This window comes from Saccharopolyspora sp. NPDC000359 (assembly GCF_040300525.1).
Taxonomy (GTDB): Bacteria; Actinomycetota; Actinomycetes; order Mycobacteriales; family Pseudonocardiaceae; genus Saccharopolyspora.
This window is the reverse complement of sequence record NZ_JBEPDU010000016.1, coordinates 55,698-81,454: the sequence shown is the minus strand read 5'-3', so window position 1 is coordinate 81,454 and position 25,757 is coordinate 55,698. Positions and strand designations below refer to the sequence as shown.

Genomic DNA, 25,757 nt, shown 5'->3' with positions numbered 1-25,757 from the left:
TCCCCTTTTGGTGAAAACCCTGGTCAAGGCCACTTTTTTGGCCCGTTTGGGCGTTCTGGGCGGGGGAACCGGGATCAGTGCAGGAGTGTGAGGACGGTCTCGGACCGGGCACCGACGTCGCGCTTGGTGCGGGCCTGCAACCACGCCTCGAACCGCTCCTCGGACAGCGGCCGGGAGATCAGGTAGCCCTGCGCCACGTCGCAACCCATCCGCACCAGCTGGTCCCGGGCCGCGTCGTCCTCGACGCCCTCGGCGACCACCGCCAGGTCCAGGGAGTGGCCCAGCTCGACGATCGAGCGGACCACCGCCATGTCACCCAGGTCGGTGCCCATGCCGAGCACGAAGCTCTTGTCGATCTTCACCTCGTCGACCGGCAGCTGCCGCAGGTAGGCCAGCGACGAATACCCGGTGCCGAAGTCGTCCACCGCCAGCACCACGCCCATCGCGTGCAGCCGCCGCAGCACCGGCAGCGAGCGCTCCGGGTCGGCCATCACGCTGGACTCGGTGAGCTCGAAGGTGAGCAGCTCGGGCGGGATGTCGTGGCGCAGCAGCGCCTCCCCCACCCGGTCCGGGAAGGTCTCGTCGGCCAGGTTGCGCACCGAGAGGTTCACCGCCACCGACATGCGCAGCCCGCCGTCCAGCCACTGCCGGATCTTGATCAGCGCGCACTCCATCACGAACGAGGTGAGCGCGTCGACCAGGCCGGTGGCCTCGACCAGCGGCACGAACTCGTCCGGGTCCAGCCGCCCGTACTCCGGGTGCGACCAGCGCACCAGCGCCTCCGCGCCGACCACCCGGCGCTCCGGCAGCGCCACCTTGGGCTGGTAGTGCACCTCGACCTGGCCGGTGTCCAGCGCCTGCCGGAACTGGGTGACCAGCTGGAAGCGGCGCAGGAACACCTGACCCATCGCGGGCGCGTAGCCGCGCACCCCGTCCTCGCCGTTGCGCGCCGCACGCACCGCGACGTCGGCGCGTTGCAGCAGGGTGTCGATGTCGTTCTCGCACTCGCCGTCGGCGGGCGCGGACGAGGCGTACCCGGCGACGCCGGCGGCTTCCACCACGATCCGGTCCAGCGGGTACGGGCGGGCGATCGTCTCGCGCAGCTGCTGGGCCACCTCGTGGGCCTGGGACTCGCTGCGGTCCAGCAGCAGGACCGCGAAGGAGTTGGCCTCCAGGCGGGCCAGCGGGGCGTCGCCGAGCTCCTCGCCCATCCGCTGCCCTGCGGCCACCACCATCCGGTCGCCCCAGGTGTAGCCGAGGGCTTCGCTGACCGTGGTGAGCACGTCGAGGTCGACGCGCAGCACGACCGCGGTGCGGCCGTTGCGCAGCTCCTCCGCGGCCATCTCGCGGAACCCGGTGCGGTTGAGCAGCCCGGTCAGCGGGTCGTGGTAGGCGTCGTGGCGCAGCCGCGCGAGCAGGCGGCGGTTGTCCATGGCGGTGGCGAGGTGGCTGGCGAGGGTGTGCAGCAGCCGCACGTCCGCTCGGCCGAAGCCGCGCCAGCGGCTGACCCGGTCGTGCACCTCCACGGCGCCGAGCAGCTGCGTCGCGCCGCGCAGCGGGACGACCAGCGCCTCGTACGCGCCGCGCTGCCGCAACGCCCGGCGGACCTCCTCCGGGGCTTCCAACGTCCGGAACGAGCGCACGTGGCTGCCGGGCAGCTGCAGCAGCGGGTCGTCGCGAAGCGCTGACGGGGCGGCCTGCCAAGCCGCGTCCGGCAGGGTCTCGCCGGCGACGAGCGTGCTCACCTCGCCGCTCGGGTCCAACCGCAGGCGCAGGACCACCCGGGTGGCGTTGAGCTGCTCGCGGATCCGCTCGGCGACGGGCTCCCACTCCCCTGCCTCCGGCTCCGCCTCCACGGTCTCGCCCGGGCTCTGCGCGCTGCGCTGCCCGTAGCGGGCCACGCTCAGGCTGACGTCGCTGAGCGCTTCCAGGTCGCGCTGCTCGCGCATCAGGTCGGAGTAGGCCCGGTACAGGCCGATCACGGCGGCGGCGACCAGCGCCACCAGCAGCCAGCCCCACGGGGTGCTCAGCGCCACCTCGTAGCTGACCAGGCCGACCGAGGTGTTCAGCAGGCCGACGGCCAACGTGCGAACCGCCAGCCGCGCCCCGGCGGCGACCCGCATGGCGCCGCCCAGCACGTGCAGTGCGGCGAGCGCCAGGCCGCAGCTGATCAGCGAGGAGGTCAGGGTGCCCACGACCGGCCCGAACCAGATCGGGGCCACGGTGACCAGCGCCTGGTTGACCGCGTGCGCGACCGCGAAGGGCACCGCGATCTCCAGGCACATGACCCCGGCGTTGTAGGCGACGTGGGTGGCCGCCCGGCGGCCGACCTGCGCACCCAGTCCGGCCAGCAGGTTCGCGGCCAGCGCCACCTCGAACGGGACCGTGAGCAGCGCGAGGATCAGCGGGATCTCGGTGAAGGAGATCGTCCAGCCGACCCGCTTGACGTCCACGTCGATGGTCAGCTGCTCGGCCAGCAGGAAGCCCATGGCCAGCAGCGGGCCGAGGAACAGCAGGTCAGCGCGGTAGTGGAAGGGCAGCACGACCGAGGCCAGCACGGAGGCCAGCACACCCGCGGTCAGGACCGCGAAGGAGAAGCCGGTGAAGGCGCGGCGGCGCGCCGGGTCGACCTCGGGGCGCACCGGCGGTCGCGTGGGCTCCAGATCGGACTGCGGACCGAGGGAGCGGTGACGCCCGATCATCCACGCTCCTCCCCGCCCGAGCCGTGCGGGCGTGCCATGAAAACGCCGTTGCCGATCGTGACGCACGCCCGCACGCCTTGGCCAGGGGCGAATGGCCCCCGTCGCACCTGGCGGACGCGAACATCGGCGCCGATGCCGACAGCAGGTCCGGACATCTTCATCCGATATCGGGAGTTGACCTGCAAATATTTCACAACGATCCACGAGCACCAGCGCTCGTTGGGCTCAGCGCACCGACCGCGAGGATCCTGTGAGGATTGCCGCAGCAACCAAACCGCCGCGCACGGTCCGCGCACGGCGATCACGCGGGGTCACCACTGCAGTCCGAACTCGTCCAGGAAGTCGCGGACCGCGCGGTCCAGGTCGGCCAGCCCGGACTCCTCGACGGGCAGGTGACCAGCACCGCTCAGCGCGGCGAAGCGGGTCGGCCCGGCGATCCGGTCGTGGAATCGCTGGGACAGCAGCGGCGGGGTCCAGTTGTCCTCCGCCGGGTGCGCCAGCAGCACCGGCGGGCCGGTGAAGTCCTCCGGCTGTACCGCGGGCGGCGCGGCCAGGCAGCTGCGGACGAAGCCGAGCGCCAGCCAGCTGCCGCCGCCGACCGGGTCGGCCCACACCAGGTTGGCCAGCTGGGCGTGGTTGGACACCGCGGCGATGTTGGCCAGCCAGTGCGTCGGCACCCGCGCGGTCGACAACGGGCCGGGCACCAGCCCGAGCAGCCCCGACCAGCGGGCCATCTCCGGGCGGGCGGCCAGGCGGCGGCGCGCCTCGCTGCGCTGCGGGTCGACCAGGCAGGTGGCGATCACCCCGGCCACCCCGCCTCCGGCGCGTGCGGCGACGTCGTAGGCCAGCCGACCGCCGGTGCTCACGCCGAGCAGCACGATCGGGCGGTCGTCGCGGGCGCGCTCCAGCTCCACCAGGTCCAGGACGCAGTCCACCCAGTCCTGGTAGGTGGTGCCGCGCCGGGACGCCCGGGTGAGGCCGAAGCCGGGCAGGTCGGGGGCGATGAACTCGAGGTCTGCCAGCGTCGGCAGCCGCCCGTACGGGGCGAGCACCCGGCCGTAGGTGCCGATGCCGTGCAGCGCGATCAGCTTGGTCGGCGCGTGCTCGCGCGCGACGCGGTCGACGTGCACCCGGACGTCCCGCCACGACCACCACTGCTCAGCTGGCGCGTTCGCCGCGGAGACCCGCAGGGCCCCGGGGAAGAAGTCCTGGTAGCGCAGCCAGTAGAGCTGTTCGCGGTAGCCGGGGCCGACGTCGGTGGCGGACCCTGGGGTGGATGGAGCGCTCGAAGGCACACGTCGAACATACGGAGTGAACGGGATCGTGCGCATCGACCGGGAGCAGGCCCGCGCTTGGTTCCAGCGGGCGCGGGTAGCCCGCCTGGCCAGCGCGGATGCCGCGGGGCGGCCGCACCTGGTGCCGATCGTCTTCGCGGTCCGCGGCGATGTGATCGTCACCGCAGTCGACCACAAGCCGAAGCGGACGGCGGATCTCCGCAGACTGCGCAACGTGGCGGAGAACCCGCAGGTCACGCTGCTCGCGGACCACTACGACGAGGACTGGGACCAGCTGTGGTGGACCCGCGCCGACGGCCACGCGGAGGTGACCGGCGCGGCCGAGCACCCGAACCTCGTCGCCGCGCTCGTCGAGAAGTACCCGCAATACCGCCGAAAACCCCCGACCGGACGACTGATCGTGATCCAGGTGAAACGGTGGACCGGCTGGCACCCCTGACACCCCGCCCCGTCCACCCCGGGCCACCCGGCGAACCGCAGTTTCAATTGAAACTGCGATCGTCCACGCCCAGGAACCGCAGTTTCAATTGAAACTGCGACCCTCGACACCTCAGAGGGAACACAGTTTCAGTTGAAACTGTGGCCCTGGACACCCGAGAGGGACCACAGTTTCAGTTGAAACTGTGGTTGTGTGTGCCTGGGTCGTGGGTACCCGGGGAGTACAGTTTCAGTTGAAACTGTGGTTGGCCGCAGCGGGCTGGTCAGTTGCGGGGGTCCAGGTGGATGACGTCGGACTCGAGGTCCAGGGGGCCGCCGCCGGACTCCCGGTCGTCCTCCTTCACCACTTCCACCCAGGCCAGCTGCTCGAGTTGGTGCTTGGCGCCCGCGCTGAACAGGCCCTCCACCCCCAGCACCGCCGACCCGCCTGGGCGCGGCTCGGCCTCCGGTCGCGCAGCCGCTCGCTGCTCCTGCCGCCGCCTCGCGCGCGCCGCCCGGTCAATGGCCATGACCCCAGGCTAGCCGGACGAAACGCACCGGAACCGGACCTGCCGTCAATGCGCCACACCTCGCGTACGCTGCGAACCCGTGCCCGATCCGTACTTCGTCCAGGTCAGCACCGCGGAACTCACCGACCTCCAGCGGGCGCTGGGAGTGGTCGACCAGCACGCCGAACTCGACCACCGCTACCGCAGGATGCTCACCGACTCGCAGCGCACGCTGGCCGCCGACGAGATCCGGCTCACCCAGGCCCGCGGCCTCGCCAAGCGGCTGCTGGTGCTGGTCAAGGCAGCCGGACCGGACTTCCGCAGCACCCTGCCGGAAGCGGCGCGAGCCGCGCTCGACACCGGTTCCGCCCAGGCCAACGCGCTGATCTACGACGCCGAGCGGGACTGAACCCACCGCAGGGCCACCCCCGGCGAAACCCGGTCGACGCGGGGATGTATTCTTTTTCCCGCAAGCCAGCGCTGCTGGTGAGCGCACGCCAGGTTGCCCGAGCGGCCAAAGGGAGCTGACTGTAAATCAGCCGGCATTGCCTTCGGAGGTTCGAATCCTCCACCTGGCACCCGCCGAACCGGCCCCGTGACCAGCAGGTCGCGGGGCCGGTTTCGTCATGAGCGGACTCCGGTTCGTCCCCGCCCGGCCCGCCGCCGCACCCGGTAGCGTGTTCGCACGACACGAGGCTGCGTCTCAACGGGAGGTAAGACACGTGGCAAACCCGTCCTTCGACGTGGTGAGCAAGGTGGACCACCAAGAGGTGGACAACGCCCTGAACCAGGCGGCCAAGGAACTCGCCAACCGGTTCGACTTCCGCGGCACCGGCACCAAGATCCAGTGGTCCGGGGAGAACGCGGTGGCGCTGGAGTCCGAGACCGAGGAGCGCTGCAAGGCCGCGATCGAGGTCTTCAAGGAGAAGCTGATCAAGCGGGGCATCTCGCTGAAGGCCCTGGACATGGGCGAACCGGCCAGCTCGGGTCAGCTCTACAAGGTCACCGGCAAGATCGTGCAGGGCATCTCGCAGGACGTGGCGAAGAAAATCTCCAAGAAGATCCGCGACGAAGGCCCCAAGGGCGTCCAAGCCCAGATCCAGGGCGAGCAGCTGCGCGTCTCCGGCAAGAAGAAGGACGACCTGCAGGCGGTCATCCAGCTCCTCAAGCAGTCGGACTTCGACGCCCCCCTGCAATTCGAAAACTTCCGCTGATCTTTTTCCTCTAGTGGCTGGTTTGCGTGGCGGTGCGGGTAGCGGAACCTCAGCGTCCGCCTGGACTGCGGGTGCCCAACTTGATGTATGCCACTACACGGCAGTTGGGCCGTCCTCGCCAGGCGAACGCTGAGGGCCCGCGGCGGTGCCAGTTGCGAGGGTGGGCTATGCGCCTGCGGCGCATGCGACGACCTTGCGATCAGTGCCGGACGCCCGTCGCGGTTGCTGTTCACCGCTGGAAGCGGCTTCGCCGCTTGCCTGACGATGGCTGATCGCCGGGCTTGCCTCGCTGCCGCTCGCACAGTGGCGGCAACGCCGGTCACCGGTGCACCGCCATGTGCGACTGGTCTCAACGCCTTGGCTGGTTGCCGAAATCGCCTCGCTGCCGCTGGCACGGTGGTGGCAACGCCGGTCAGCAGCCAACCGCCGGGTGCGACTGGTCTCAGTGCCTGGGGTCGGGGTTTCCTCCGGGGTGCTGGACTGGTGGTGGTCGCTTTGGTTGGTGGTGGTTGGTGTGCTGGGGTGGTGCTGCGGTTCGTTGGGGGGTTCTACGTGGAGGTGCGCAGGTGAAGGGGATCGTGCTGGCTGGGGGTAGTGGGACCCGGTTGCACCCGTTGACCCAGGTCGTGTCGAAGCAGCTGCTGCCGGTGTACGACAAGCCGATGGTGTACTACCCGATCTCCGTGCTGATGCTGGCCGGGATCCGGGAGGTGCTGCTCATCACCACGCCCGCCGACCTGCCGCTGTTCCAGCGGTTGCTCGGCGACGGGTCGCAGTTCGGCATCGAGATCTCCTACGCCGAGCAGCCCGAGCCCAACGGGCTCGCCGAGGCGTTCGTGATCGGCGCCGACTTCGTCGGGGACGACCCGGTGGCACTGGTGCTCGGCGACAACATCTTCTACGGGCAGGGCTTCTCCGGGATCCTCCAGCAGTGCGTGCGGGACCTCGACGGCTGCACGCTGTTCGGCTACCCGGTCCGCGACCCGGAGCGCTACGGCGTCGGCGAGGTGGACGACGAGGGCCGCCTGGTGTCCATCGTGGAGAAGCCGACCGAGCCGAAGTCCAACATGGCCATCACCGGCCTGTACTTCTACGACAACGACGTGGTGGACATCGCCAAGGGGCTCAGCCCGTCGGTGCGCGGCGAGCTGGAGATCACCGACGTCAACCTCGCCTACCTGCGCGAAGGCCGGGCCCGGCTGACCTCGCTGGGCCGCGGGTTCGCCTGGCTGGACACCGGCACGCACGACTCCCTGGTCGAGGCCGGGCAGTTCGTGCAGGTCCTGGAGCACCGCCAGGGCGTGCGGATCGCCTGCCTGGAGGAGATCGCGCTGCGCATGGGCTATATCTCCGCGGACGACTGCTACGAGCTCGGGGCCCGCCTGGCGAAGTCCGGCTACGGCCAGTACGTGATGGACATCGCCCGCCGCGTCGGCGCCTGACCCCGCCTCACCAGGCGGGGGGCAGCTGGCGGCCCGCCATGCCCTCCAGGCGGCGGATGCGGTCCGCCATCGGGGGGTGGGTGGAGAACAGCTTGGTCAGCCGCTCGCCGGGGCGGAACGGGTTGGCGATCATCAGGTGCGACTGCGACACCAGCTGCGGTTCCGGCGCCAGCGGTGCCTGCTGGGTGCCGCGCTCCAGCTTCCGCAGCGCGGAGGCCAGCGCGAGCGGATCGCCGGTGAGGTGGGCCCCGGACTCGTCGGCCTGGTACTCGCGGGAGCGGCTGACGGCCATCTGCACCACCGCCGCCGCGATCGGCCCGAGCAGCGCGACGAGCAGCATCGCGAACGGGTTCGGGCGGTCCTCGCCGTGCCCACCGGACATGCCGAAGAACAACCCGAAGTTGGCCAGGAAGGTCACCACGCTGGCCAGCGCCCCGGCCACGCTGGAGATCAGGATGTCCCGGTTGTACACGTGCGAGAGCTCGTGCCCGAGCACCGCGCGCAGCTCGCGCTCGTTGAGCAGCTCAAGGATCCCGGTCGTGCAGCACACCGCGGCGTTGCGCGGGTTGCGGCCGGTGGCGAAGGCGTTCGGGGCGCGGGTCGGGCTGACGTGGAGCGCGGGCATCGGCTGCTTGGCCGAGGTCGCCAGTTCCCGGACGATCCGGTACATCGCGGGCTGCTCGGCCTCCGACACCGGCCGGGCGTGCATCGCGCGCAGCGCCAACTTCGCCGAGTTGAAGTAGGCGTACCCGTTCATGCCCAGCGCCACGAACAGCGCGATGACCAGGCCGGATCGCCCGAACAGCGACCCGACCAGGAGCACCAGCGCGCTCATGCCGCCGAGCAGCAACGCCGTCTTCACACCGTTGAAGTGACTGTGCACCGTGACTGCCTCCACCAAGGGCCCAACGGGGGCCGACACCCAACCGGATGGCCGCTGCGGACGATCTCCTCCCCGCTCTTCTCGAAGGTCACCCAGAGAACGAGCCGGCGCGAGTCGTAGTTCCGCTGGGCGGATGTGCCGAAGGCAACGCGAGGTGCTCCGGCGCCGCGATCTAGCATGACCCGCCGGTAGTTGAATTTGAAACTTTGTCCACCGTACCCGGCGGTCGGGCAGGAAGGACCCAGATGATCTTCGCCAAGCTGCGGCGACGGCGCACCGCGGGCAGGAGCGGTTCGCCGCGCCCCGGTGTCGCCAACCTCCTCCCGACGCCGCTGGACAGCGGCGTCATCACCTGCCAGGTGCAGGACGAGCGGGGGCAGCTGCTGCCGGGAGCGGCCGTCACGCTGACGGGACGGCTCAACCAGCAGACCGCGCACGGCACCACCGACAGCTACGGCAGCTTCGCCACCTCGATCGCGCCCGGCACGCACCGGCTGCTGATCAGCGCGGGTGGCTACCGCCGCCACAGCACCCAGGTGGAGGTGGGGGTCAACCGGCACGTGCAGCTCGGCACCATCCAGCTGGCACCGGACGAGACGCTGGAGCCGCCGCTGCCCGGCCGGTACCGGTTCGACCCGTACCACACCGAGATCCGGTTCGTCGCCCCGCACATCGGCATGTCCAAGATCCACGGCATGTTCAAGGAGTTCGACGGCGTCGTGCAGGTGGCCGAGCGGTTCGAGGACTCGCGGATCGAGGTGGCGATCAACGCGGCGAGCATCGACACCGGCGTCAAGATGCGCGACGACCACCTGCGCTCGGCGGACTTCTTCGACGTGGCCAACCACCCGCACATCCGGTTCACCAGCGACCGGTTCACCCACCTGCGGGCGGACCGCTGGTCGGTCAGCGGGCACCTGACGCTGCGCGGCACCACCCGCCCGGTCGAGCTGGCCACCACCTACCTGGGCCAGCGCAAGTGGCAGGGGCCGGGCTTCGACGGCGACCTGCGGGTCGCCTGCCGCTCCACCGCGACGCTGCGCCGCGAGGACTTCTCGGTGGACTGGAAGGCGACCCTGGCCAAGGGCATCGCGGTGGTCGGACCCACCATCGACATCGAGATCGGCATCCAGGCCGTCCTGGAGCAGTGATCCCTCCGCGATTCCCGTGGTTTCCACTGGAATCGCGGCCCCCCGGCGTGTCGGGGCCCGACAGGCCGGGGGTTGTGGAGGACTCGATGTGGTTGCAGCTCCAGGCGGAGGGCGCCGTTGGTGCGCGGCGCCCTCCGCGTCCGCCCCCTCGGTCAGGAGTGCAGTTCGAGCGTGCAGCACTTCGGGCCGCCGCCCGACTTCCGGAGCTCCGAGATGTCCAGCAGGACCGGCTCGTACCCGCGGTCGGCCAGCTGCGCGGCCAGGCCCGTCGCCTCGCTCGGCAGCACCACGTGCCTGCCGTCGGAGACCCCGTTCAGGCCCAGGCAGGCCGCGTCGGCGGCGGAGGCGATCACCGCGTCCGGGAACATCCGCTGCAGCACCCGGCGGGACCCGGCCGAGAACGCCTCCGGGTAGTAGGCGATCCGCGCGTCCGCACCGCGCTGCAGGACGAACAGCGCGGTGTCCAGGTGGTAGTAGCGCGGGTCGACCAGGCGCAGCGAGACCACCGGAACGCCCAGCACCTCCTGCGCCTCGGCGTGCGCCTCCGGGTCGGTGCGGAAGCCGGAGCCCGCCAGCAGCACCTGCCCGGTCCAGGCGAAGTCGCCCTCCGCCTCGTTGATCCGGGACGGCATGACCAGGTCGCGGTAGCCGCGGGTGGTGAACCAGCGCCGGAAGTGCTCGGCCTCCGCCGCCCGCTGCGGCGCGCGGAACCGGGCGCCGAGCACCCGGCCGTCGATCACGGTCGCCGAGTTGGCCGCGAAGACCATGTCCGGCAGGCCCGGCTGCGGCTCGATGACCTCGACGGTGTGGCCGAGGCGCTCGTAGGTGCGCTTGAGCTCGTCCCACTGGGCCATCGCCCGGTCGGTGTCCACCGGGGCGCCCGGGTCCATCCACGGGTTGATCGAGTACTCGACGGTGAAGTACTTCGGCGGGCACATCAGGTAGTGCCGCGGGGTGGCTCGCGGGGTCTGGATCGTCTGGGCAGCCTGATCGGCGATGACCGTCATGAATCGAAATGTAAGCGGTGGCGGGAACAGGCATCAACGCCGCTCCATTTGATTTCTGCGGCAGAATGTTGCGTATGGACGCCTTGGATCAACGAATCATTTCGCACCTGGTCGCCGACGCCCGGGCCAGCTACGCGGAGATCGGCTCGGAGGTGGGGCTGTCCGCCCCGGCGGTGAAGCGGCGGGTGGACAAGCTGCTCGACCTCGGCGTGCTGCAGGGCTTCACCGCGGTGGTGGACCCGGAGGCGCTGGGCTGGGGCACCGAGGCGTTCGTGGAGGTGCACTGCTCCGGGAACGTCCCGGCGCACCGCATCCGCACCGGCCTGGAACCGCTGCCGGAGGTGGTCGCGGCCTACACCGTCTCGGGCCAGGCGGACGCGATCGTGCACCTGCGCGCGGCGAACATCCACCACCTGGAGGAGGCGATGGAGCGCCTCCGCTCGGTCGAGTTCGTGAGCCGGACCGTCTCCACCGTCGTCCTGTCCCGGCTCCTGGAGCGCCAGCCCCAGCCGGAGTGAGCGGTCAGTCGCGGGCCCGCTGGCCGTTCCAGGGCTCGAACCCGGCGATCTCTGCGTCGGCCGCGGAGCGGAACCAGACGTCGGCGACGATCTCCTCGTACTGCGGCGATTCCGGGGTGTGGTACTGCCGGGACGCCGAATGCCCCTTGACCATCGGGCCGGACCAGCCGCTGTCGCGACCGGGGTGCGGGCCGGCGCCCGGGGTGCGGCGCGGCAGCGGCGGCACGTCCTCGTCGTCGACGACGGCGGGCATGACCTGCGTCGCTTCCGCGCCGACCGGCGGCACGTACGGGGTGTCGCCCTTCGGCTCCGACTCGAACAGCGACCGGAGCTGCCCGGACAGGCGTTCCGCGTCCGCCAGCTGGCCGGAGAAGCTGGTCGCCGCCGAGGGGTTCTCCTGCACCTCGGGCGCCGCCTCGCGCTGGACCGGCGTCACCGCGGTGTCGGCCTCCTGACCGACCGGCGTCCCCGAGTGCTCCGCGACCGGCGCCACGGTGCTGTCGGCTCCCCCAGCGACCGGCGCATCCGCCGCGTCAGCGACCGGCGTCCCCGCGTTCTCCGCGACCTCGGCCACGCCAGCGACCGGGGTCACCGCCGTGTCCGCCTCCTCGACCGGCTTGCGGTCGCGGTCCGGCTTCTCGTCACGAGCGGCGTCCGCCTCCGGGACGATGGTGTCCGCCGTGCCCCAGGCGATCGTGTCCGAGCCGTTCCGCGGGGGGAGCGGCTCCGCAGCCGCCGGGACGCGCGGCTGCACCGCCGTCACCGCCACGTCGGGCGGGTCGTCCGGCGCGTGCTGCGCCTCCTCGTCCCACTTGCGGAACCAGGAGTTCTCGGTGTCGTCGTCCTCCGCCGGGCGCAGGCGCGGGTCCGCCCACGCGCGCGGCGGGCGGTCCCAGTCGCCGATCGGCGGCTCGTCCGGGACGCGGGGACGAGCCTGGTCCAGCAGGTCCATCGGTTCCCGCGCGGTGTCCGGATCCTGGTAGTCCGCCTCGTCGTACTCGTAGTCCGGGTACTCGGCGGCGAACTCGGCCAGGCGCCGCTGCAGCGGGCGGACGAACAGCAACCAGGTGATCAGGGCGCCGAGCGCGAACGCTGCGAGGCTCCACAGCCACACCTGGGTGAACAGCCAGGTGATCACGAGAGATGTCCTTCCTCACGGGCTCCGGCGGCGCCGCCGGTCGGTCCCGGAATGCCTACCACGCAGCACCGCCGCACCGAGGCGGTGTGACCTGCTCGTGATCACCTCGAACACCACTCAGCGAGTCCGGGCCACCACGTAGTCGACCAGCCCCGACAGGGCTTCGCGGGCCGGGGTGCCCGGCAGCGAGGCCAGCTCCTTGCGGGCGTCGTTGGCGTACTCGTCCAAGGTCGCCCGGGTGCGCTCCAGGCCGTTCGACGCGCGCAGCAGCTCCAGCGCCTCGCGCACCTCGGCGTCCTCGGTGAGCGGGCGGGACAGCAGGTCGCGCAGCCGCGGGTCGGTGTCCGGGTCCGCCAGCGCGTACAGCATGGGCAGGGTGCGCACGCCCTCGCGGAGGTCGGTGCCCGGCGTCTTGCCGGACTCGTCAGCGGGCGAGGCGATGTCGATGATGTCGTCGGAGATCTGGAACCCGATGCCGACCAACCGGCCGATCCGCTCCAGCGACTCGACGGTCGCCGCGTCCGCGCCGGAGAACCAGGCGCCGAACCGGCCCGCGGTGGCGATCAGCGAACCGGTCTTCTCGAAGATCACCCGCAGGTAGAACTCGACGGCGTCGTCGTCGGGACCGACCCCGACGGTCTCCCGCATCTGCCCGGTGACCAGCAGCTCGAAGGTGCGCGCCATGGCGCGGACCGCCTCCGCGCCCAGGTCGGCGATCAGCGCCGAGGCCTGGGCGAACAGGAAGTCCCCGGTCAGGATGGCGATCGAGTTGTCCCAGCGGGCGTTGGCGCTGGTCGCGCCGCGCCGCATGGTCGCCTCGTCCATCACGTCGTCGTGGTACAGCGTGGCCAGGTGGATCATCTCCACCACCGCGGCGGAGGTGATCACCTCGTCGGCCTGCGGGTCCCCGAACTGCGCGGCCAGCAGGGTGAACAGCGGGCGGAACCGCTTGCCCCCCGCCTCGACCAGGTGCAGCGAGGTGCGGGTGGCGAACTCGAAGTCGCTCTGCACCGAGTCGTGCAGCAACTGCTCCACCCGACCGATGCCCTGCTGCACCGAGTCGGCCAACGCCGCGTCGGCGATGTCGATCCCGATCCCACTGCCCTTGATCAGCTCGCTGATCGGGTCTCCCGCTGGCCTGCTCACGTCACCGTCGCCTTCGCTCCCCCAACGATCGCCCTACCGGCGTGCACTCTACGACACGAAGCCGCCGACGTTCGCCCAGTCCAGCGCCAAGGTCGGCAGCACGCCCAGCAACAGCGTGACGACCACACCGAGCGTGATCGCGGCTGTCGTGAACGCACCCGGCACGCTGACGGTGGGCCCGTCCGCGGCCGGTTCGCTGAAGTACATCAGCACGATGACACGAAGGTAGAAGAAGGCGGCAACCGCACTGGCCAGCAGGGCCACCACCACCAGCGGCGCCATCCCGTCGGCCAGCGCGGCCTCGAAGACGACGAACTTCCCGATGAAACCGCTCGTCATCGGGATGCCGGCGAGAGCGAACAGCAGGAAGGCGAACACCGCGGCGACCAGCGGGGAGCGCTTGGCCAGCCCGGCCCAGTCGGACAGGTGAGTTGCCTCACCATCGGCCCGGCGGACGAGGCTGATCACACCGAACACGGCGATCGTGGTGAACCCGTAGGCCAGCAGGTAGAACAGCGTGCCGGACAGGCCGCGATCGGTGAGGGCGATCGAACCGATCAGCATGAACCCGGCGTGCGCCACCGAGGAGTAGGCGATCATCCGCTTGATGTCGCTCTGGGTGAGGCCGAGCACCACGCCGATGACCATCGAGGCGATCGCGATGGCCCACAGCACGCCCTTCCACTCCCAGCTCGACGCCTGGAACGCGACCTGCAGCACCCGCAGGATCCCGCCGAAGGCGGCGACCTTGGTGCAGGCGGCCATGAAACCGGTCACGGCGGTCGGCGCGCCCTGGTACACGTCGGGGGTCCAGGTGTGGAACGGGCCGACCGAGGCCTTGAACAGCAGCCCCACCAGCAGCAGGCCGAGCCCGGCGAACAGCAGCGTGTCGGAACGGTCCGAACCGGCGGTGGCGTCGGCGATGGCCTGCAGCTTCACCGAACCCGCGTAGCCGTAGAGCAGCGCCAGGCCGTACAGGAAGAACGCCGAGGCGAAGGCACCGAGCAGGAAGTACTTCACCGCCGCTTCCTGCGAGAGCAGGCGGCGCCGCTTGGCCAGGCCGCACATCAGGTACAGCGGGAGGCTCAGCACCTCCAGCGCGATGAACATGGTGAGCAGGTCGTTCGCCGCGATGAACACCATCATCCCGCCGAGGGAGAACAGGGCGAGCGGGAAGACCTCGGTGCGCATGCCGGACACAGCGGCGGCGGCCCGGCTCATGGTGCCCGGGCCCTCGGCGGCCCGGGACTCCGCGACGAACGCGCCACCCGGTTCCACCGAGCGGTCCGCGATCAGCAGCATCGCCGCCAGGCCGAGCGCGAGCAGGGTGCCCCACAGGAACAGGGTCGGCTGGTCGATCGCCAGGGTGTCCGACAGCGTGGTCACTCCGGTGCCGCCCGAGCGGGCGTGCAGCGCCAGCGCCACCCCGGCGACCACGATCGCCAGCAGGCTCAGCCCGACCTGCACCGACCAGCGCTGGTGCCGCGGCAGGAACGCCTCGACCAGGACGGCCAGGCAGGCCGCGCCGAGGATGACCAGGACCGGGGCGATCGCCGCATAGTCGATCGGCGGGACCTCGACGGGTCGCACTTGCGCCAGCGCACTCAGATCCCTCGTCAAGACACCCACTGTCAGTTACCTCCCTGCGAGGTCACGGGGTCGGTGACGCCGACCTCGCTCATGGTTGCCGCGACCGACGGGTTGATCACGTCCAGCACCGGCTTCGGGTAGAAGCCCAACGCGAGTACCAGCACGATCAGCGGGGTCAGCACGGCGATCTCGCGGGCGCCGAGGTCGGCGACCCGCAGCCGGTGCGCCCCCGGCTTGGCCGGGTCGGCCACCGCGCCCGGCCCGCCCGCGGTGCCCAGCAGCGCGTCGCCGCGCACCGGGCCCTGCATGGTGCGCTGGTAGAGCCACAGCACGTAGACCGCGGCCAGCACCATGCCGACGGTGGCCAGCACGGTGTACACCGGCTGCGTCTCGAAAGAACCGATGAGCACCAGGAATTCGCTGATGAACGAGTTCGTGCCGGGCAGCGACAGGGTGCTCAGCCCGGCGATCAGCAGGGTGCCCGCCAGCAGCGGGGTCACCTTCGCCATGCCGCCGTAGTCGGCGATGCGGGTGGAGCCGCCGCGGGTGATCACCATGCCGACCACCAGGATCAGCATGCCGGTGGCGATGCTGTGGTTGACCATGTACGACACCGCGCCGACGTGCGACTGCGAGGTGAACGCGAAGATGCCCAACGCGATGAACCCGAAGTGCGCGATCGAGACGTAGGCGATGAACCGCTTGAAGTCGGTCTGGCCGAACGCCTGGAACGAGCCGTAGAGCACGCCGACCACCGCGAGCACCAGCACCAGCGGGGCCAGCAGCTGCGAGGCGTCCGGCGTCAGCGGCAGGCTGTAGCGCAGGAAGCCGAAGGTGCCGACCTTGTCGAGCACGCCGACCACGATGACCGCGACCCCGATCGGCGCCTGCTGCGCGGCGTCCGGCAGCCAGGTGTGGAACGGGATAAGCGGGGCCTTGATGGCGAACGCGGCGAAGAAGCCGAGGAACAGCCACACCTGCACGCTGGTCGGCGCGTCACGCAGCACCGGGACCAGCTGCGCCCAGTCGAAGGTGCCGCGACCGGTGACGTCGGCGGCGTAGACGTAGGCGCCGATCGCCGAGGCCAGCATGATCAGGCCGCCGAGGAAGGAGTACAGGAAGAACTTCACCGCGGCGTAGGTGCGCTTCTCGCCGCCGTAGCCGCCGATGAGGAAGTACATCGGCACCAGCATGATCTCGAACAGCACGTAGAACAGGAACAGGTCGGTCGCGGCGAACACCGCCACCGTCAGCGCCTGCTCCAGCAGCAGCAGCGAGAAGAACCCGCCGTGCGTGCGGCCCTCCGGCAGCCGCTCGCCCCAGCTGTAGCCGAGCACCAGCGGGGTGAGCAGCGCGATCACCGCGATCATCACCAGCGCGATGCCGTCCACGCCGAGCGAGAGGTTGATGTCGAACGCCGAGATCCACGGCACCGAGCTGGTGAGCTGCAGCCGCGGTCCGGCCGGGTCGTAGGCGGCCCACGCGGCGGCCGCGAGCGCGACCTCCGCCAGGGAGAACCCGAGCGCGGTCCACTTCGCCACCGGCGCGTGGCCGCGCAGCAGCGCCACCACCACCGACCCGACGATCGGCAGCAGGATCAGTGCGACGAGCAGGGTCACTGTTCCGCCTCTCCGCGATTTGCAGTGGTGGTCGCGCCCAGCCCGATCTCCCGTTTCGCGGTTTCTTGTGGCTGGTTTGCGTCACGTTCCCCTGAGGTGCGGTTCGGGACGACTGAGGTTGACGCAGGGGGTGTCATCGGATCTCCTCCCGGAGTTCACCCGAACAGGCATTTCCATAGTGGACGCACGGTCCGGTGCGCGATGAGGTCGTCATGTCGGGATCCCCACGGCCATCAGGGCGGCGATCACCACGACGCCGCCGAAGAGCATGGACAGGGCGTAGGACCGGACGAACCCGGTCTGCCAGCGGCGCAACCGCCCGGAGGTGAAACCCAGGACCCCGGCCAGGCCGTTGACCGCGCCGTCCACCCCCTTGTTGTCCACAGTGACCAGTCCGCGCGCCAGGCCGAACGCGGGCTTGACCGCGATGGCGTTGTTCAGCGCGTTGCCACCCAGGTCGGCGCGGGCCGCGCGCACGACCGGCGACACCCGCACCGGGCGCTCCACCGGCACCGGCTTGCGCCCGACCACCAGCCAGGCGACCAGCGCGCCGAGCGCGGAGATCACCACGGTCAGCACCGGGATCGCCGCGTGCGGGATGGCGCTGTGGCCGGACTCCTGCAGCTCGCCCAGCGACGGCGACAGGAAGCCGACCAGCCGGTCGCCACCGGCGAAGAACATGCCCGCCGCCACCGAGCCGATGGCCAGCACGATCATCGGCGCGGTCATCACGGCAGGCGACTCGTGCGGGTGGAAGTCCTTGCCGTTGCTGGCCTTCAACCCCTTCCAGCGCTTCTCGCCGAAGAACGTCATCAGCACCAGGCGGGTCATGTAGAACGCGGTGATGCCCGCGCCCAGCAGCGCCGCGCCGCCGAACACCCAGCCGCGCCAGCCCTCCTGGCCGAACGCCGCCTCGATGATGGCGTCCTTGGAGTAGAAGCCGGACAGGAACGGGAACCCGATCAGCGCCAGGTAGCCGAGCCCGAAGGTGGCGAAGGTGATCGGCATGTAGCGGTGCAGGCCGCCGAACTTGCGCATGTCGACCTCGTCGTTCATGCCGTGCATCACCGAACCGGCGCCGAGGAACAGCCCCGCCTTGAAGAAGCCGTGGGTGAGCAGGTGCATGATGCCCAGCGCGTACCCGGCCGGGCCGAGCCCGACGGCCAGCATCATGTAGCCGATCTGGCTGACCGTGGAGTACGCCAGGACCTTCTTGATGTCGTCGTAGGCGCAGCCGATGACGCACCCGACCAGCAGCGTGACCGCACCGACGATGGTCACCGCCAGCTGCCCGCCCGGCGAGAGCGAGAACAGCGGGTTGGCGCGGGCGATCAGGTACACGCCCGCGGTGACCATGGTCGCGGCGTGGATGAGCGCGGAGACCGGTGTCGGGCCCTCCATCGCGTCCGGCAACCACGCCTGCAGCGGCACCTGGCCGGACTTGCCGCAGGCACCCAACAACAGCAGCAGCGTGATGGCCAGCAGCACGCCCGGCGACAGCTCCCCGGCACGGGCGAACACCTCGGTGTACTGCGTGGTGCCCAGGTTCGCGAACAGCAGGAAGATGGCCAGCGCCAGGCCGACGTCGCCGACCCGGTTCATCACGAACGCCTTGGTCGCCGCCGCGGCCGCCGACGGGCGGCCCTGCCAGAAGCCGATCAGCAGGTAGGAGGCGAGGCCGACGCCCTCCCAGCCCAGGTACAGCGTCACGAAGCTGTTGCCCAGCACCAGCACCAGCATCGCGGCCACGAACAGGTTCAGGTAGGCGAAGAACCGGCGCCGCTCGGTGTTGTCCCGGCCGGTGCGGCCCTCCTGGTCGTGCGCCATGTAGCCGACCGAGTAGATGTGGATCAGCGATCCGACACCGGTGATCAGCAGCAGGAACACCATGGACAGCGGGTCCAGCCGGAGCCCGAAGTCGACCTGCAGCGCGTTGACCGGGATCCAGGAGAACAGGTGCAGCTCCCGCAGCTGCTCGCCCTGCGGTGCCCCGGCGACGGAGCTGAACAGCAGCACCCCGTACACGAAGGACGCGATCACCGTGGCGCAGCCGAGGACGTGCCCCCAGCCGTTGGCCCGGCGTCCGGCGACGAGCAGGACCAGCGCGCCCAGGGCCGGGAACGCGACCAGCAGCCAGGCGTTCTGCTGGATGCCACCGGCAGCCGCCGTCACTTCGGGGCTGGCGAGGAAGGCCCCGGTAGTCATCATTGCCGTCACCACGCGCCCTCTCAGTACTTCAGCAGGTTGGCGTCATCGACCGAGGCCGAGCGACGCGTCCGGAAGATCGACATGATGATGGCCAGGCCGACCACCACCTCGGCCGCCGCGACCACCATCACGAAGAAGGCCATGACCTGCCCGTGCACCGATCCCTCGATGCGGGCGAAGGTCACCAGCGTCAGGTTGACCGCGTTGAGCATCAGCTCGACGCACATGAACACCACGATCGCGTTGCGCCGCACCAGGACGCCGACCGCGCCGATGGTGAACAGCAACGCCGACAGCAGCAGGTAGTAGGTGGGAGTCACTGCCGGACCTCCTCGCCAGCGACGTGCTCGGATTCGTGCCCGCCGCTCGACCCGTTGCCGTTGCTGCTCGGCTCCGCCGCCTGCTGCTCGGGCACCTCGGGGGACTCCTCGTGGTGCCCGCCGGTCAGCGCGTGCGGGTCGGGTGCGGCCGTGTCGCCCGAGACCGCCCGGCGCTCCTCGCCGAGCCGGTCGGCGGGCAGGTTCTCCAGCAGTTCGGACAGCGACTCCGGCGCCACCGAACCGTCCGGCAGCAGTGCCGGGACCGCCACCGAGTTCGTGGTGGCGTACACGCCCGGGCCGGGCAGCGGCGAGGGGCGCGCACCGCGGAAGCGGGCGTTGGCCCGCTCCTTCTGACTGAGCTTCGGGCCGCGGCCCTTGCCGCCGTAGGCCAGCACCATCGCGCCGATGGCGGCGGTGATCAGCAGCGCCGAGGTCAGCTCGAACGGGAACAGGTAGTCGGTGAAGATCAGCCGACCGAGGCCGCCCGCCCCGCCGCCCTGCGGGTCCCACGGGTTCAGCGGCGCGGCCACCGGCACGTCGGTGAACGCCCGCGCCAGCCCGGTCACCAGCAGCGCGGCCAGGCCGATGCCGCCCAGCCCGGCCCACAGCCGCTGCCCGCGCAGCACCTCCACCACCGAGTCGGAGGAGTCGCGGCCGACCATCATCAGCACGAACAGGAACAGCATCATGATCGCGCCGGTGTAGACGATGATCTGCGTGAACCCGAGGAACTGCGCGCTCTGCGCCATGTAGAGCACGCCCAGGCACAGCATCGTCAGCACCAGCCACAGCGCCGAGTGCACCGCGTTGCGCGCGAACACCATGCCCAGCGCGCCGACCAGCGCCAGCGGCCCGAGGATCCAGAAGGCCGCGGTCTCACCGGCTCCGACGGGGGCGCCCTGCGCCAGCACCTGCGCGGTTGCGAGGGTCATCGCCTGGCCTCCTCGTGCCCGGACTCGACCGTCTCGTCCGCCGGGACCCCGCGCTGCCGGGCCAGCTCAGGACCACGCACGTAGTAGTCCTGCTCGTCCTCGCCCAGCCGCATCGGGTGCGGCGGCTGCTCCATGCCGGGCAGCAGCGGCGCCAGCATGTCCTCCTTGGTGTAGATCAGGTCCTGGCGGTTGTCGTCGGCGGTCTCGTACTCGTTGGTCATCGTCAGCGCCCGCGTCGGGCACGCCTCGATGCACAACCCGCAGCCGATGCAGCGCAGGTAGTTGATCTGGTAGTCCTTGCCGTAGCGCTCGCCGGGCGAGTAGCGCGCCTCCTCGGTGTTGTTCCCGCCCTCCACGAAGATCGCGTCGGCCGGGCACGCCCAGGCGCACAGCTCGCAGCCCACGCACTTCTCCAGCCCGTCCGGGTGCCGGTTGAGCTGGTGCCTGCCGTGGAACCGGGGCGCCGGGATCTTCTTGACCTCGGGGTACTCCTCGGTGGCGACCTTCTTGAACATCGTCGAGAAGGTGACGCCGAAGCCCTTGATCGGATCAAACATTCCCATGAGGCGCCTCCTCGCCCTCCGCGCGCTCGACCTCGCCCGCGGCCCCCGCGCGCACCGGGCGCGGCGGGGACTCGGGGACCTGCAGGTCGATCGGCGGAATCGGGTAGCCGCTGCCGGCCAGCGGTACTTCGTCGGTGTCCTGGGCCGGACGGCGGTCCGGGATCAGGAAGGTGGCCACCAGCAGCACCGCGATCACCACGGCACCACCGATGAGGAACTGCTGCGTGCTGACCGCCTCGTCGTTGCGCAGCGCCCGGATCACGACCACCGCCATGATCCACAGCAGGCTGCACGGGACCAGGACCTTCCAGCCCAGGTTCATGAACTGGTCGTAGCGCAGGCGGGGCAGCGTGCCCCGCAGCCAGATGAAGAAGAACAGGAACGCCAGGGTCTTGCCGAGGAACCACAGCACCGGCCACCAGCCGGTGTTGAACATCCCGTCGCCGACCAGCGACAGCGGCCACGGCGCGTGCCAGCCGCCGAGGAACAGCGTGGTCGCCAGCGCCGAGACGGTGACCATGTTGATGTACTCGGCGAGGAAGAACAGCGCGAACTTCAGCGAGGAGTACTCGGTGTGGAAGCCGCCGACCAGCTCCGACTCGGCCTCCGGGAGGTCGAACGGGGCCCGGTTGGTCTCGCCGACCATGGAGACCACGTAGACCGCGAAGCTGAACGGCAGCAGCAGGAAGAACCAGCCGCTCTCCTGGGCCTCGACGATGCCCGAGGTGGACATCGTGCCCGCGTACATGATCACCGCGACGAAGGACAGGCCCATCGCGATCTCGTAGGAGATCACCTGCGCCGCCGAGCGCAGCGACCCGAGCAGCGGGTACGGCGACCCGGACGCCCACCCGGCCAGCACGATGCCGTACACGCCGACCGATGCGCAGGCCAGCACCACCAGCAGGCCGACCGGCAGGTCCACCAGCTGCAGCGCGGTGCGCTCGCCGAAGATGGTCACCTCGGGGCCGATCGGGATCACCGAGAACGACACCAGCGCGGGCGTCGCGGAGATCACCGGGGCCAGGAAGTAGATCCACTTGTCGGCCAGGACCGGGCGGATGTCCTCCTTGAAGGCCAGCTTCAGGCCGTCCGCCAGCGACTGCAGGATGCCGAACGGGCCCGCCCGGTTCGGGCCGGGCCGGTTCTGCATCCGGCCGATCACCCGGCGCTCCGCCCAGATCGTCAGCAGCGTCATGACGACCAGGAAGACGAAGATCGCCACGACCTTCAGCAGGATCAGCCAGAGCGGGTCGTCGGCGAGCAGTTCCGCGGTTGTGGTCATGCTCTCCCCCCGTCGAGGTGGGTGGTGCCGTGGCCGTTGGTGGCCGCGGGGGACATCGGCGTGGTGGCGGCGATGTCGACGAGCGCGCCGTGCCCGGCACCGAGCGCGCGGTGCACCCGCGAGGGCCCGGAGTCGCTGGGCAACCACACGACGTCGTCGGGCATGTCGGCCAGCTCCACCGGCAGCACGATCGCGCCCTTGGCGGTGCGGACCTCGATGCGCTGCTCGGGGCCGAGCTCGATGCGCTGCGCGGTGCGCGGCGAGAGCACGGCGGCGGTGCGGCGCGCGGTGCCCGCCAGGTTCGGCTCGTCGGCTTGCAGCGAGCCGTTGTCCAGCAGCTGGCGCCAGGTCGCCAGCACCGCCTGGCCCGGGCCAGGCGCGGGCGCGGTGGACGCCGGGGCGTCCGGCGCGGGCAGCCGCTCGCCGGTGTTCGGGCCGATCCGGTTGAGCTCGGCGGCCGCCGCGGCCGGGGTCTGGGTGAACAGGTCGGCGTCCATCTCCACCGCGAGGGTGTCCAGGACCCGGCAGTCCGGCAGCGCCCCGGTGCCCTCGAGGGTGGTGCGGAACTCGCGGCGGCGGCCCTCCCAGTTCAGGTAGCTGCCCGCCTTCTCCGCGCTCGGCGCGATGGGCAGCACCACGTCGGCGTGCTCGGTGACCGCGCTGGGCCGCAGCTCCAGGCTGACCACGAAGCCCGCCTGGCGCAGGGCCCGCTCGGCCAGCGCCGGGTCGGGCAGGTCGTTGGGGTCGACACCGCCGACGACCAGGCCGGACAGCTCCCCGGACGCCGCGGCGGCGAGGATGCCGGTGAGGTCGCGGCCGACGGCAGCGGGCAGCGCGCCGGAGCCCACGCCCCAGGTCTGCTCGATCTCGGCGCGGGCCGCGGCGTCCGCGACCGACCGACCGCCGGGCAGCAGCGTCGGCAGCGCGCCCGCCTCGACCGCGCCGCGCTCCCCCGCCCGGCGCGGGATCCAGGCGACCCTGGCACCGGTGCGCTGCGCGGCGCGCAGGACTTCCGAGTACAGCCCGGGGACCTGCGCCGCGCGCTCGCCGACGACCAGCACCGCACCCGGCTGCTGAAGCGATTCCTCCACCTGGGGCGGCAGCGACCGCAGCGCGGCGGCCTCGCTACCCGGGACGCACGGCACCAGCTCACCGGTCCCGACCGGGCCGCCGTTGTGCACGATGACCGTCGTCTTCTCCACGCCCGGCGAGGACCACGGCCCGAGGTGGAACACCTTGGTCCCGCCCTGGCGGGCCGCCTTGCGCAGCCGCAGGAAGACGATCGGCGACTCCTCCTCCGGCTCGAAGGCCACGCACAGCACCGCGGGCGCGGACTCCAGGTCCCGGTAGGTGACCCCGGTCCCCGGCGTCACCCCGACCACGGTGGACTCCAGGAACCGCAGCTCCTCCTCGGAGTGCGGCCGCGCGCGGAAGTCGATGTCGTTGGTGCGCAGGGCGATCCGCGCGAACTTCGAGTAGGCGTAGGCGTCCTCGACGGTCAGCCGACCGCCGGGCAGCACGCCGACCCCGCGCGCGTCGCGCGCCTCGGCAAGGCCCTTCGCCGCGGCCTGCAGCGCCTCGGTCCAGGACGCTTCGCGGAGCTCGCCGCCCTCCCGGACCAGTGGTCGGGTGATGCGGTCAGCGGCGGTGGCGTAGCGGAAGGCGAACCGGCCCTTGTCGCAGATCCACTCCTCGTTGACCTCCGGGTCGTCCCCGGCCAGCCGCCGCATCACCTTGCCGCGCCGCCAGTCGTGCCGGATCTCGCAGCCCGACGCGCAGTGCTCGCACTGGCCCGGCGTGGACACCAGGTCGAACGGCCGGGACCGGAACCGGTAGGCCGCGCTGGTCAGCGCGCCGACCGGGCAGATCTGGATGGTGTTGCCGGAGAAGTAGGACTGGAACGGCTGCTGCTCGCCGATGCCGATCTGCTGCAGCGCCCCGCGCTCCAGCAGCTCGATGAACGGGTCTCCGGCGACCTGCTTGGAGAACCGGGTGCAGCGCTGGCACAGCACGCAGCGCTCCCGGTCCAGCAGCACCTGCGAGGAGATCGGCACCGGCTTGGCGAAGGTCCGCTTGGTCTCGTGGAAGCGGGACTCGGCCCGACCGTGCTTGAGCGCCTGGTTCTGCAGCGGGCACTCGCCGCCCTTGTCGCAGATCGGGCAGTCCAGCGGGTGGTTGATCAGCAGCAGCTCCATCACGCCCTGCTGCGCCTTGTCCGCCACCGGCGAGGTCCGCTGCGTCTTGACCACCATGCCGTCGGCGACGGTCATGGTGCACGACGCCTGCGGCTTGGGCATCGGCCGCCCGCCCATCTCCACCTCGACCAGGCACTGCCGGCAGGCCCCGGCGGGGTCCAGCAGCGGGTGGTCGCAGAAGCGCGGGATGGTGATGCCCATCCGCTCGGCGGTGCGGATCAGCAGCTCGCCCTTGGGCGCATCGACCTCGATCCCGTCGATGGTCAGGCGGACGTAGCCCTCCGGCACCGGGCGGGCTTCTGATTCTGGTGCCACCGTCATCGGGCCGCTCCTACCAGTTCCGGCTCGCCGGTCTTGTTCTTGTCGCACAGCGCGAGGAACTCCTCGCGGAAGTACTTGATGCCGCTGACGATCGGGCTCACCGCGCCGTCCCCGAGGGCGCAGAACGAGCGGCCGAAGATGTTGTCGCAGACGTCCAGCAGGGTGTCGATGTCCTCCTGGGTGCCGCGCCCGTCGACCATCCGCTCCAGCACCTGCGCCAGCCAGTAGGTGCCTTCGCGGCAGGGGGTGCACTTGCCGCAGGACTCGTGCTCGTAGAACTGGGTCCACTTCATCACGGCCCACGGCACCGACACCGTCTCGTTGAACACCATCACCGCGGTGGTGCCCAGCATCGACCCGGCCTCGGCCGCGCCCTCGAAGTCCAGCGGCACGTCCAGGTGCTCGGCGGTGAACATCGGGGTCGACGAACCACCGGGGGTCCAGAACTTCAGCGGGATGCCGTCCTTCATGCCGCCCGCGAGCTCCAGCAGCTGCCGCAGCGTGGTGCCCAGCGGCGCCTCGTACTGGCCCGGCCGCTCCACGTGCCCGGAGATCGAGTAGATCTTCGGGCCGGGCGACTTCTCGCTGCCCATCGTGCGGAACCAGTCGGCGCCGCCGTTGACGATGTAGGGCACGGTGGCGATGGTCTCGACGTTGTTCACCGTGGTCGGGCAGGCGTAGAGGCCCGCGGCGGCCGGGAACGGGGGCTTGAGCCGCGGCTGCCCGCGCTTGCCCTCCAGCGAGTCCAGCAGCGCGGTCTCCTCGCCGCAGATGTAGGCGCCGGCGCCCGCGTGCACCACGATGTCCAGGTCGAACCCGGAGCCCAGGATGTCCTTGCCCAGGTACCCGGCCTGGTAGGCCTCGCGCACCGCGTTGTTCAGCCGCCGGATCGGGTGCAGCGCCTCGCCGCGCACGTAGATCATGCAGTTGTTGGCGCGCATCGCGTAGCTGGCGATGATGCAGCCCTCGATCAGCGAGTGCGGGTCGGCCATCATCAACGGGATGTCCTTGCAGGTGCCCGGCTCGCCCTCGTCGGCGTTGATGACCAGGTAGTGCGGCTTGGTGGGCTCCTTGGGCATGAAGCTCCACTTCACCCCGGAGGGGAACCCGGCCCCGCCGCGACCGCGCAGCCCGGCCGACTTGACCAGCTCGACGAGCTGGTCGGGGGTGCCCGCCAGCGCCTTGCGCAGCGCGGTGTAGCCCTCCAGCTGCTCGTAGGTGCGCAGCGTCCAGGAGTTCGGCGACAGCCACCGCTTGGTCAGGACCGGCGTCACCGGGCTGGTGTTCGGTTCGCTCATGGCC

22 protein-coding genes and 1 tRNA gene are annotated in these 25,757 nt (G+C 70.9%); 7 read left to right on the top strand and 16 right to left on the bottom strand.

Annotation, left to right across the window (positions count from 1 at the left end; all coding sequences use genetic code 11):
* Nucleotides 1-74 precede the first annotated feature (74 nt).
* The gene (locus tag ABT324_RS13140) at nucleotides 75-2,702 is read right to left on the bottom strand and encodes a putative bifunctional diguanylate cyclase/phosphodiesterase (protein ID WP_351175762.1); all 2,628 of its coding nucleotides are present in this window, start codon (nucleotides 2,700-2,702) and stop codon (nucleotides 75-77) included.
* Nucleotides 2,703-3,013: 311 nt separating this feature from the next.
* On the bottom strand, nucleotides 3,014-3,997 hold the full coding sequence (locus tag ABT324_RS13135) for an alpha/beta fold hydrolase (RefSeq protein WP_351175760.1): 984 nt from the start codon (nucleotides 3,995-3,997) through the stop codon (nucleotides 3,014-3,016).
* A 28-nt stretch (nucleotides 3,998-4,025) separates the two neighbouring features.
* Here ABT324_RS13135 and ABT324_RS13130 point away from each other — a divergent pair, with 28 nt between their 5' ends.
* Nucleotides 4,026-4,436 carry a TIGR03668 family PPOX class F420-dependent oxidoreductase gene (locus ABT324_RS13130; RefSeq protein WP_351175758.1) on the top strand — a complete coding sequence of 137 codons (411 nt, stop codon included), beginning with the start codon at nucleotides 4,026-4,028 and terminating at the stop codon, nucleotides 4,434-4,436.
* Between the two features lie 262 nt (nucleotides 4,437-4,698).
* On the opposite strand, the gene ABT324_RS13125 is transcribed toward ABT324_RS13130, so the two are convergent.
* The gene (locus tag ABT324_RS13125; RefSeq protein ID WP_351175756.1) at nucleotides 4,699-4,944 is read right to left on the bottom strand and encodes a hypothetical protein; all 246 of its coding nucleotides are present in this window, start codon (nucleotides 4,942-4,944) and stop codon (nucleotides 4,699-4,701) included.
* Between the two features lie 79 nt (nucleotides 4,945-5,023).
* On the opposite strand from ABT324_RS13125, the gene ABT324_RS13120 reads away from it, so the two are divergent.
* From ABT324_RS13120 to rfbA, 4 genes are all read left to right on the top strand, one after another.
* A complete protein-coding gene (locus tag ABT324_RS13120; protein ID WP_351175754.1) occupies nucleotides 5,024-5,332 on the top strand; it encodes a hypothetical protein in 309 nt (102 codons plus the stop codon).
* An 87-nt stretch (nucleotides 5,333-5,419) separates the two neighbouring features.
* Nucleotides 5,420-5,501 (top strand) — tRNA-Tyr (locus tag ABT324_RS13115).
* Nucleotides 5,502-5,645: 144 nt separating this feature from the next.
* On the top strand, nucleotides 5,646-6,137 hold the full coding sequence (locus ABT324_RS13110) for a YajQ family cyclic di-GMP-binding protein (RefSeq protein WP_351175752.1): 492 nt from the start codon (nucleotides 5,646-5,648) through the stop codon (nucleotides 6,135-6,137).
* Nucleotides 6,138-6,703: 566 nt separating this feature from the next.
* Complete coding sequence (gene rfbA / locus ABT324_RS13105; protein ID WP_351175750.1) at nucleotides 6,704-7,579, top strand: glucose-1-phosphate thymidylyltransferase RfbA; 876 nt, start codon at nucleotides 6,704-6,706, stop codon at nucleotides 7,577-7,579.
* A 7-nt stretch (nucleotides 7,580-7,586) separates the two neighbouring features.
* On the opposite strand, the gene htpX is transcribed toward rfbA, so the two are convergent.
* Complete coding sequence (htpX, locus tag ABT324_RS13100) at nucleotides 7,587-8,462, bottom strand: zinc metalloprotease HtpX (protein WP_351175748.1); 876 nt, start codon at nucleotides 8,460-8,462, stop codon at nucleotides 7,587-7,589.
* Nucleotides 8,463-8,707: 245 nt separating this feature from the next.
* Here htpX and ABT324_RS13095 point away from each other — a divergent pair, with 245 nt between their 5' ends.
* Nucleotides 8,708-9,613, top strand: coding sequence for a YceI family protein (locus tag ABT324_RS13095; RefSeq protein WP_351175746.1), 906 nt, complete (start codon nucleotides 8,708-8,710; stop codon nucleotides 9,611-9,613).
* A 152-nt stretch (nucleotides 9,614-9,765) separates the two neighbouring features.
* Here the strand turns inward: ABT324_RS13095 and ddaH are convergent, their stop codons facing one another.
* Nucleotides 9,766-10,620, bottom strand: coding sequence for a dimethylargininase (ddaH, locus tag ABT324_RS13090; RefSeq protein ID WP_351175744.1), 855 nt, complete (start codon nucleotides 10,618-10,620; stop codon nucleotides 9,766-9,768).
* A 74-nt stretch (nucleotides 10,621-10,694) separates the two neighbouring features.
* Here ddaH and ABT324_RS13085 point away from each other — a divergent pair, with 74 nt between their 5' ends.
* Entirely contained in the window at nucleotides 10,695-11,138 is a 444-nt protein-coding gene (locus ABT324_RS13085; protein WP_351175743.1) for an Lrp/AsnC family transcriptional regulator, read from the top strand.
* A 4-nt stretch (nucleotides 11,139-11,142) separates the two neighbouring features.
* Here ABT324_RS13085 and ABT324_RS13080 read toward each other — a convergent pair whose 3' ends face one another.
* The 11 genes from ABT324_RS13080 to nuoF form a co-directional block, all read right to left on the bottom strand.
* Nucleotides 11,143-12,276: a sunset domain-containing protein gene (locus ABT324_RS13080; protein ID WP_351175741.1), complete on the bottom strand. Its 1,134-nt coding sequence runs from the start codon at nucleotides 12,274-12,276 to the stop codon at nucleotides 11,143-11,145.
* A 117-nt stretch (nucleotides 12,277-12,393) separates the two neighbouring features.
* Nucleotides 12,394-13,422 (bottom strand): polyprenyl synthetase family protein, encoded by a 1,029-nt coding sequence (locus ABT324_RS13075; RefSeq protein ID WP_351175739.1) that lies wholly within the window; start codon nucleotides 13,420-13,422, stop codon nucleotides 12,394-12,396.
* A 48-nt stretch (nucleotides 13,423-13,470) separates the two neighbouring features.
* Complete coding sequence (gene nuoN, locus ABT324_RS13070) at nucleotides 13,471-15,012, bottom strand: NADH-quinone oxidoreductase subunit NuoN (protein ID WP_351175838.1); 1,542 nt, start codon at nucleotides 15,010-15,012, stop codon at nucleotides 13,471-13,473.
* Between the two features lie 41 nt (nucleotides 15,013-15,053).
* On the bottom strand, nucleotides 15,054-16,631 hold the full coding sequence (locus ABT324_RS13065; RefSeq protein ID WP_351175737.1) for an NADH-quinone oxidoreductase subunit M: 1,578 nt from the start codon (nucleotides 16,629-16,631) through the stop codon (nucleotides 15,054-15,056).
* Between the two features lie 210 nt (nucleotides 16,632-16,841).
* The gene (gene nuoL / locus ABT324_RS13060) at nucleotides 16,842-18,839 is read right to left on the bottom strand and encodes an NADH-quinone oxidoreductase subunit L (RefSeq protein WP_502949733.1); all 1,998 of its coding nucleotides are present in this window, start codon (nucleotides 18,837-18,839) and stop codon (nucleotides 16,842-16,844) included.
* Between the two features lie 20 nt (nucleotides 18,840-18,859).
* Nucleotides 18,860-19,159 (bottom strand): NADH-quinone oxidoreductase subunit NuoK, encoded by a 300-nt coding sequence (nuoK, locus tag ABT324_RS13055; protein WP_270947525.1) that lies wholly within the window; start codon nucleotides 19,157-19,159, stop codon nucleotides 18,860-18,862.
* Nucleotides 19,156-20,091 (bottom strand): NADH-quinone oxidoreductase subunit J, encoded by a 936-nt coding sequence (locus ABT324_RS13050; RefSeq protein ID WP_351175735.1) that lies wholly within the window; start codon nucleotides 20,089-20,091, stop codon nucleotides 19,156-19,158. Before ABT324_RS13050 ends, nuoK begins: the two co-directional genes overlap by 4 nt.
* Nucleotides 20,088-20,654: an NADH-quinone oxidoreductase subunit NuoI gene (nuoI, locus tag ABT324_RS13045; RefSeq protein WP_351175733.1), complete on the bottom strand. Its 567-nt coding sequence runs from the start codon at nucleotides 20,652-20,654 to the stop codon at nucleotides 20,088-20,090. The genes ABT324_RS13050 and nuoI overlap by 4 nt, the downstream gene beginning before the upstream one ends.
* Entirely contained in the window at nucleotides 20,641-21,939 is a 1,299-nt protein-coding gene (gene nuoH / locus ABT324_RS13040; RefSeq protein ID WP_351175731.1) for an NADH-quinone oxidoreductase subunit NuoH, read from the bottom strand. The genes nuoI and nuoH overlap by 14 nt, the downstream gene beginning before the upstream one ends.
* Entirely contained in the window at nucleotides 21,936-24,455 is a 2,520-nt protein-coding gene (locus ABT324_RS13035; RefSeq protein WP_351175729.1) for an NADH-quinone oxidoreductase subunit G, read from the bottom strand. Before ABT324_RS13035 ends, nuoH begins: the two co-directional genes overlap by 4 nt.
* Nucleotides 24,452-25,753: an NADH-quinone oxidoreductase subunit NuoF gene (nuoF, locus tag ABT324_RS13030; protein ID WP_351175834.1), complete on the bottom strand. Its 1,302-nt coding sequence runs from the start codon at nucleotides 25,751-25,753 to the stop codon at nucleotides 24,452-24,454. The genes ABT324_RS13035 and nuoF overlap by 4 nt, the downstream gene beginning before the upstream one ends.
* Nucleotides 25,754-25,757 lie beyond the last annotated feature (4 nt).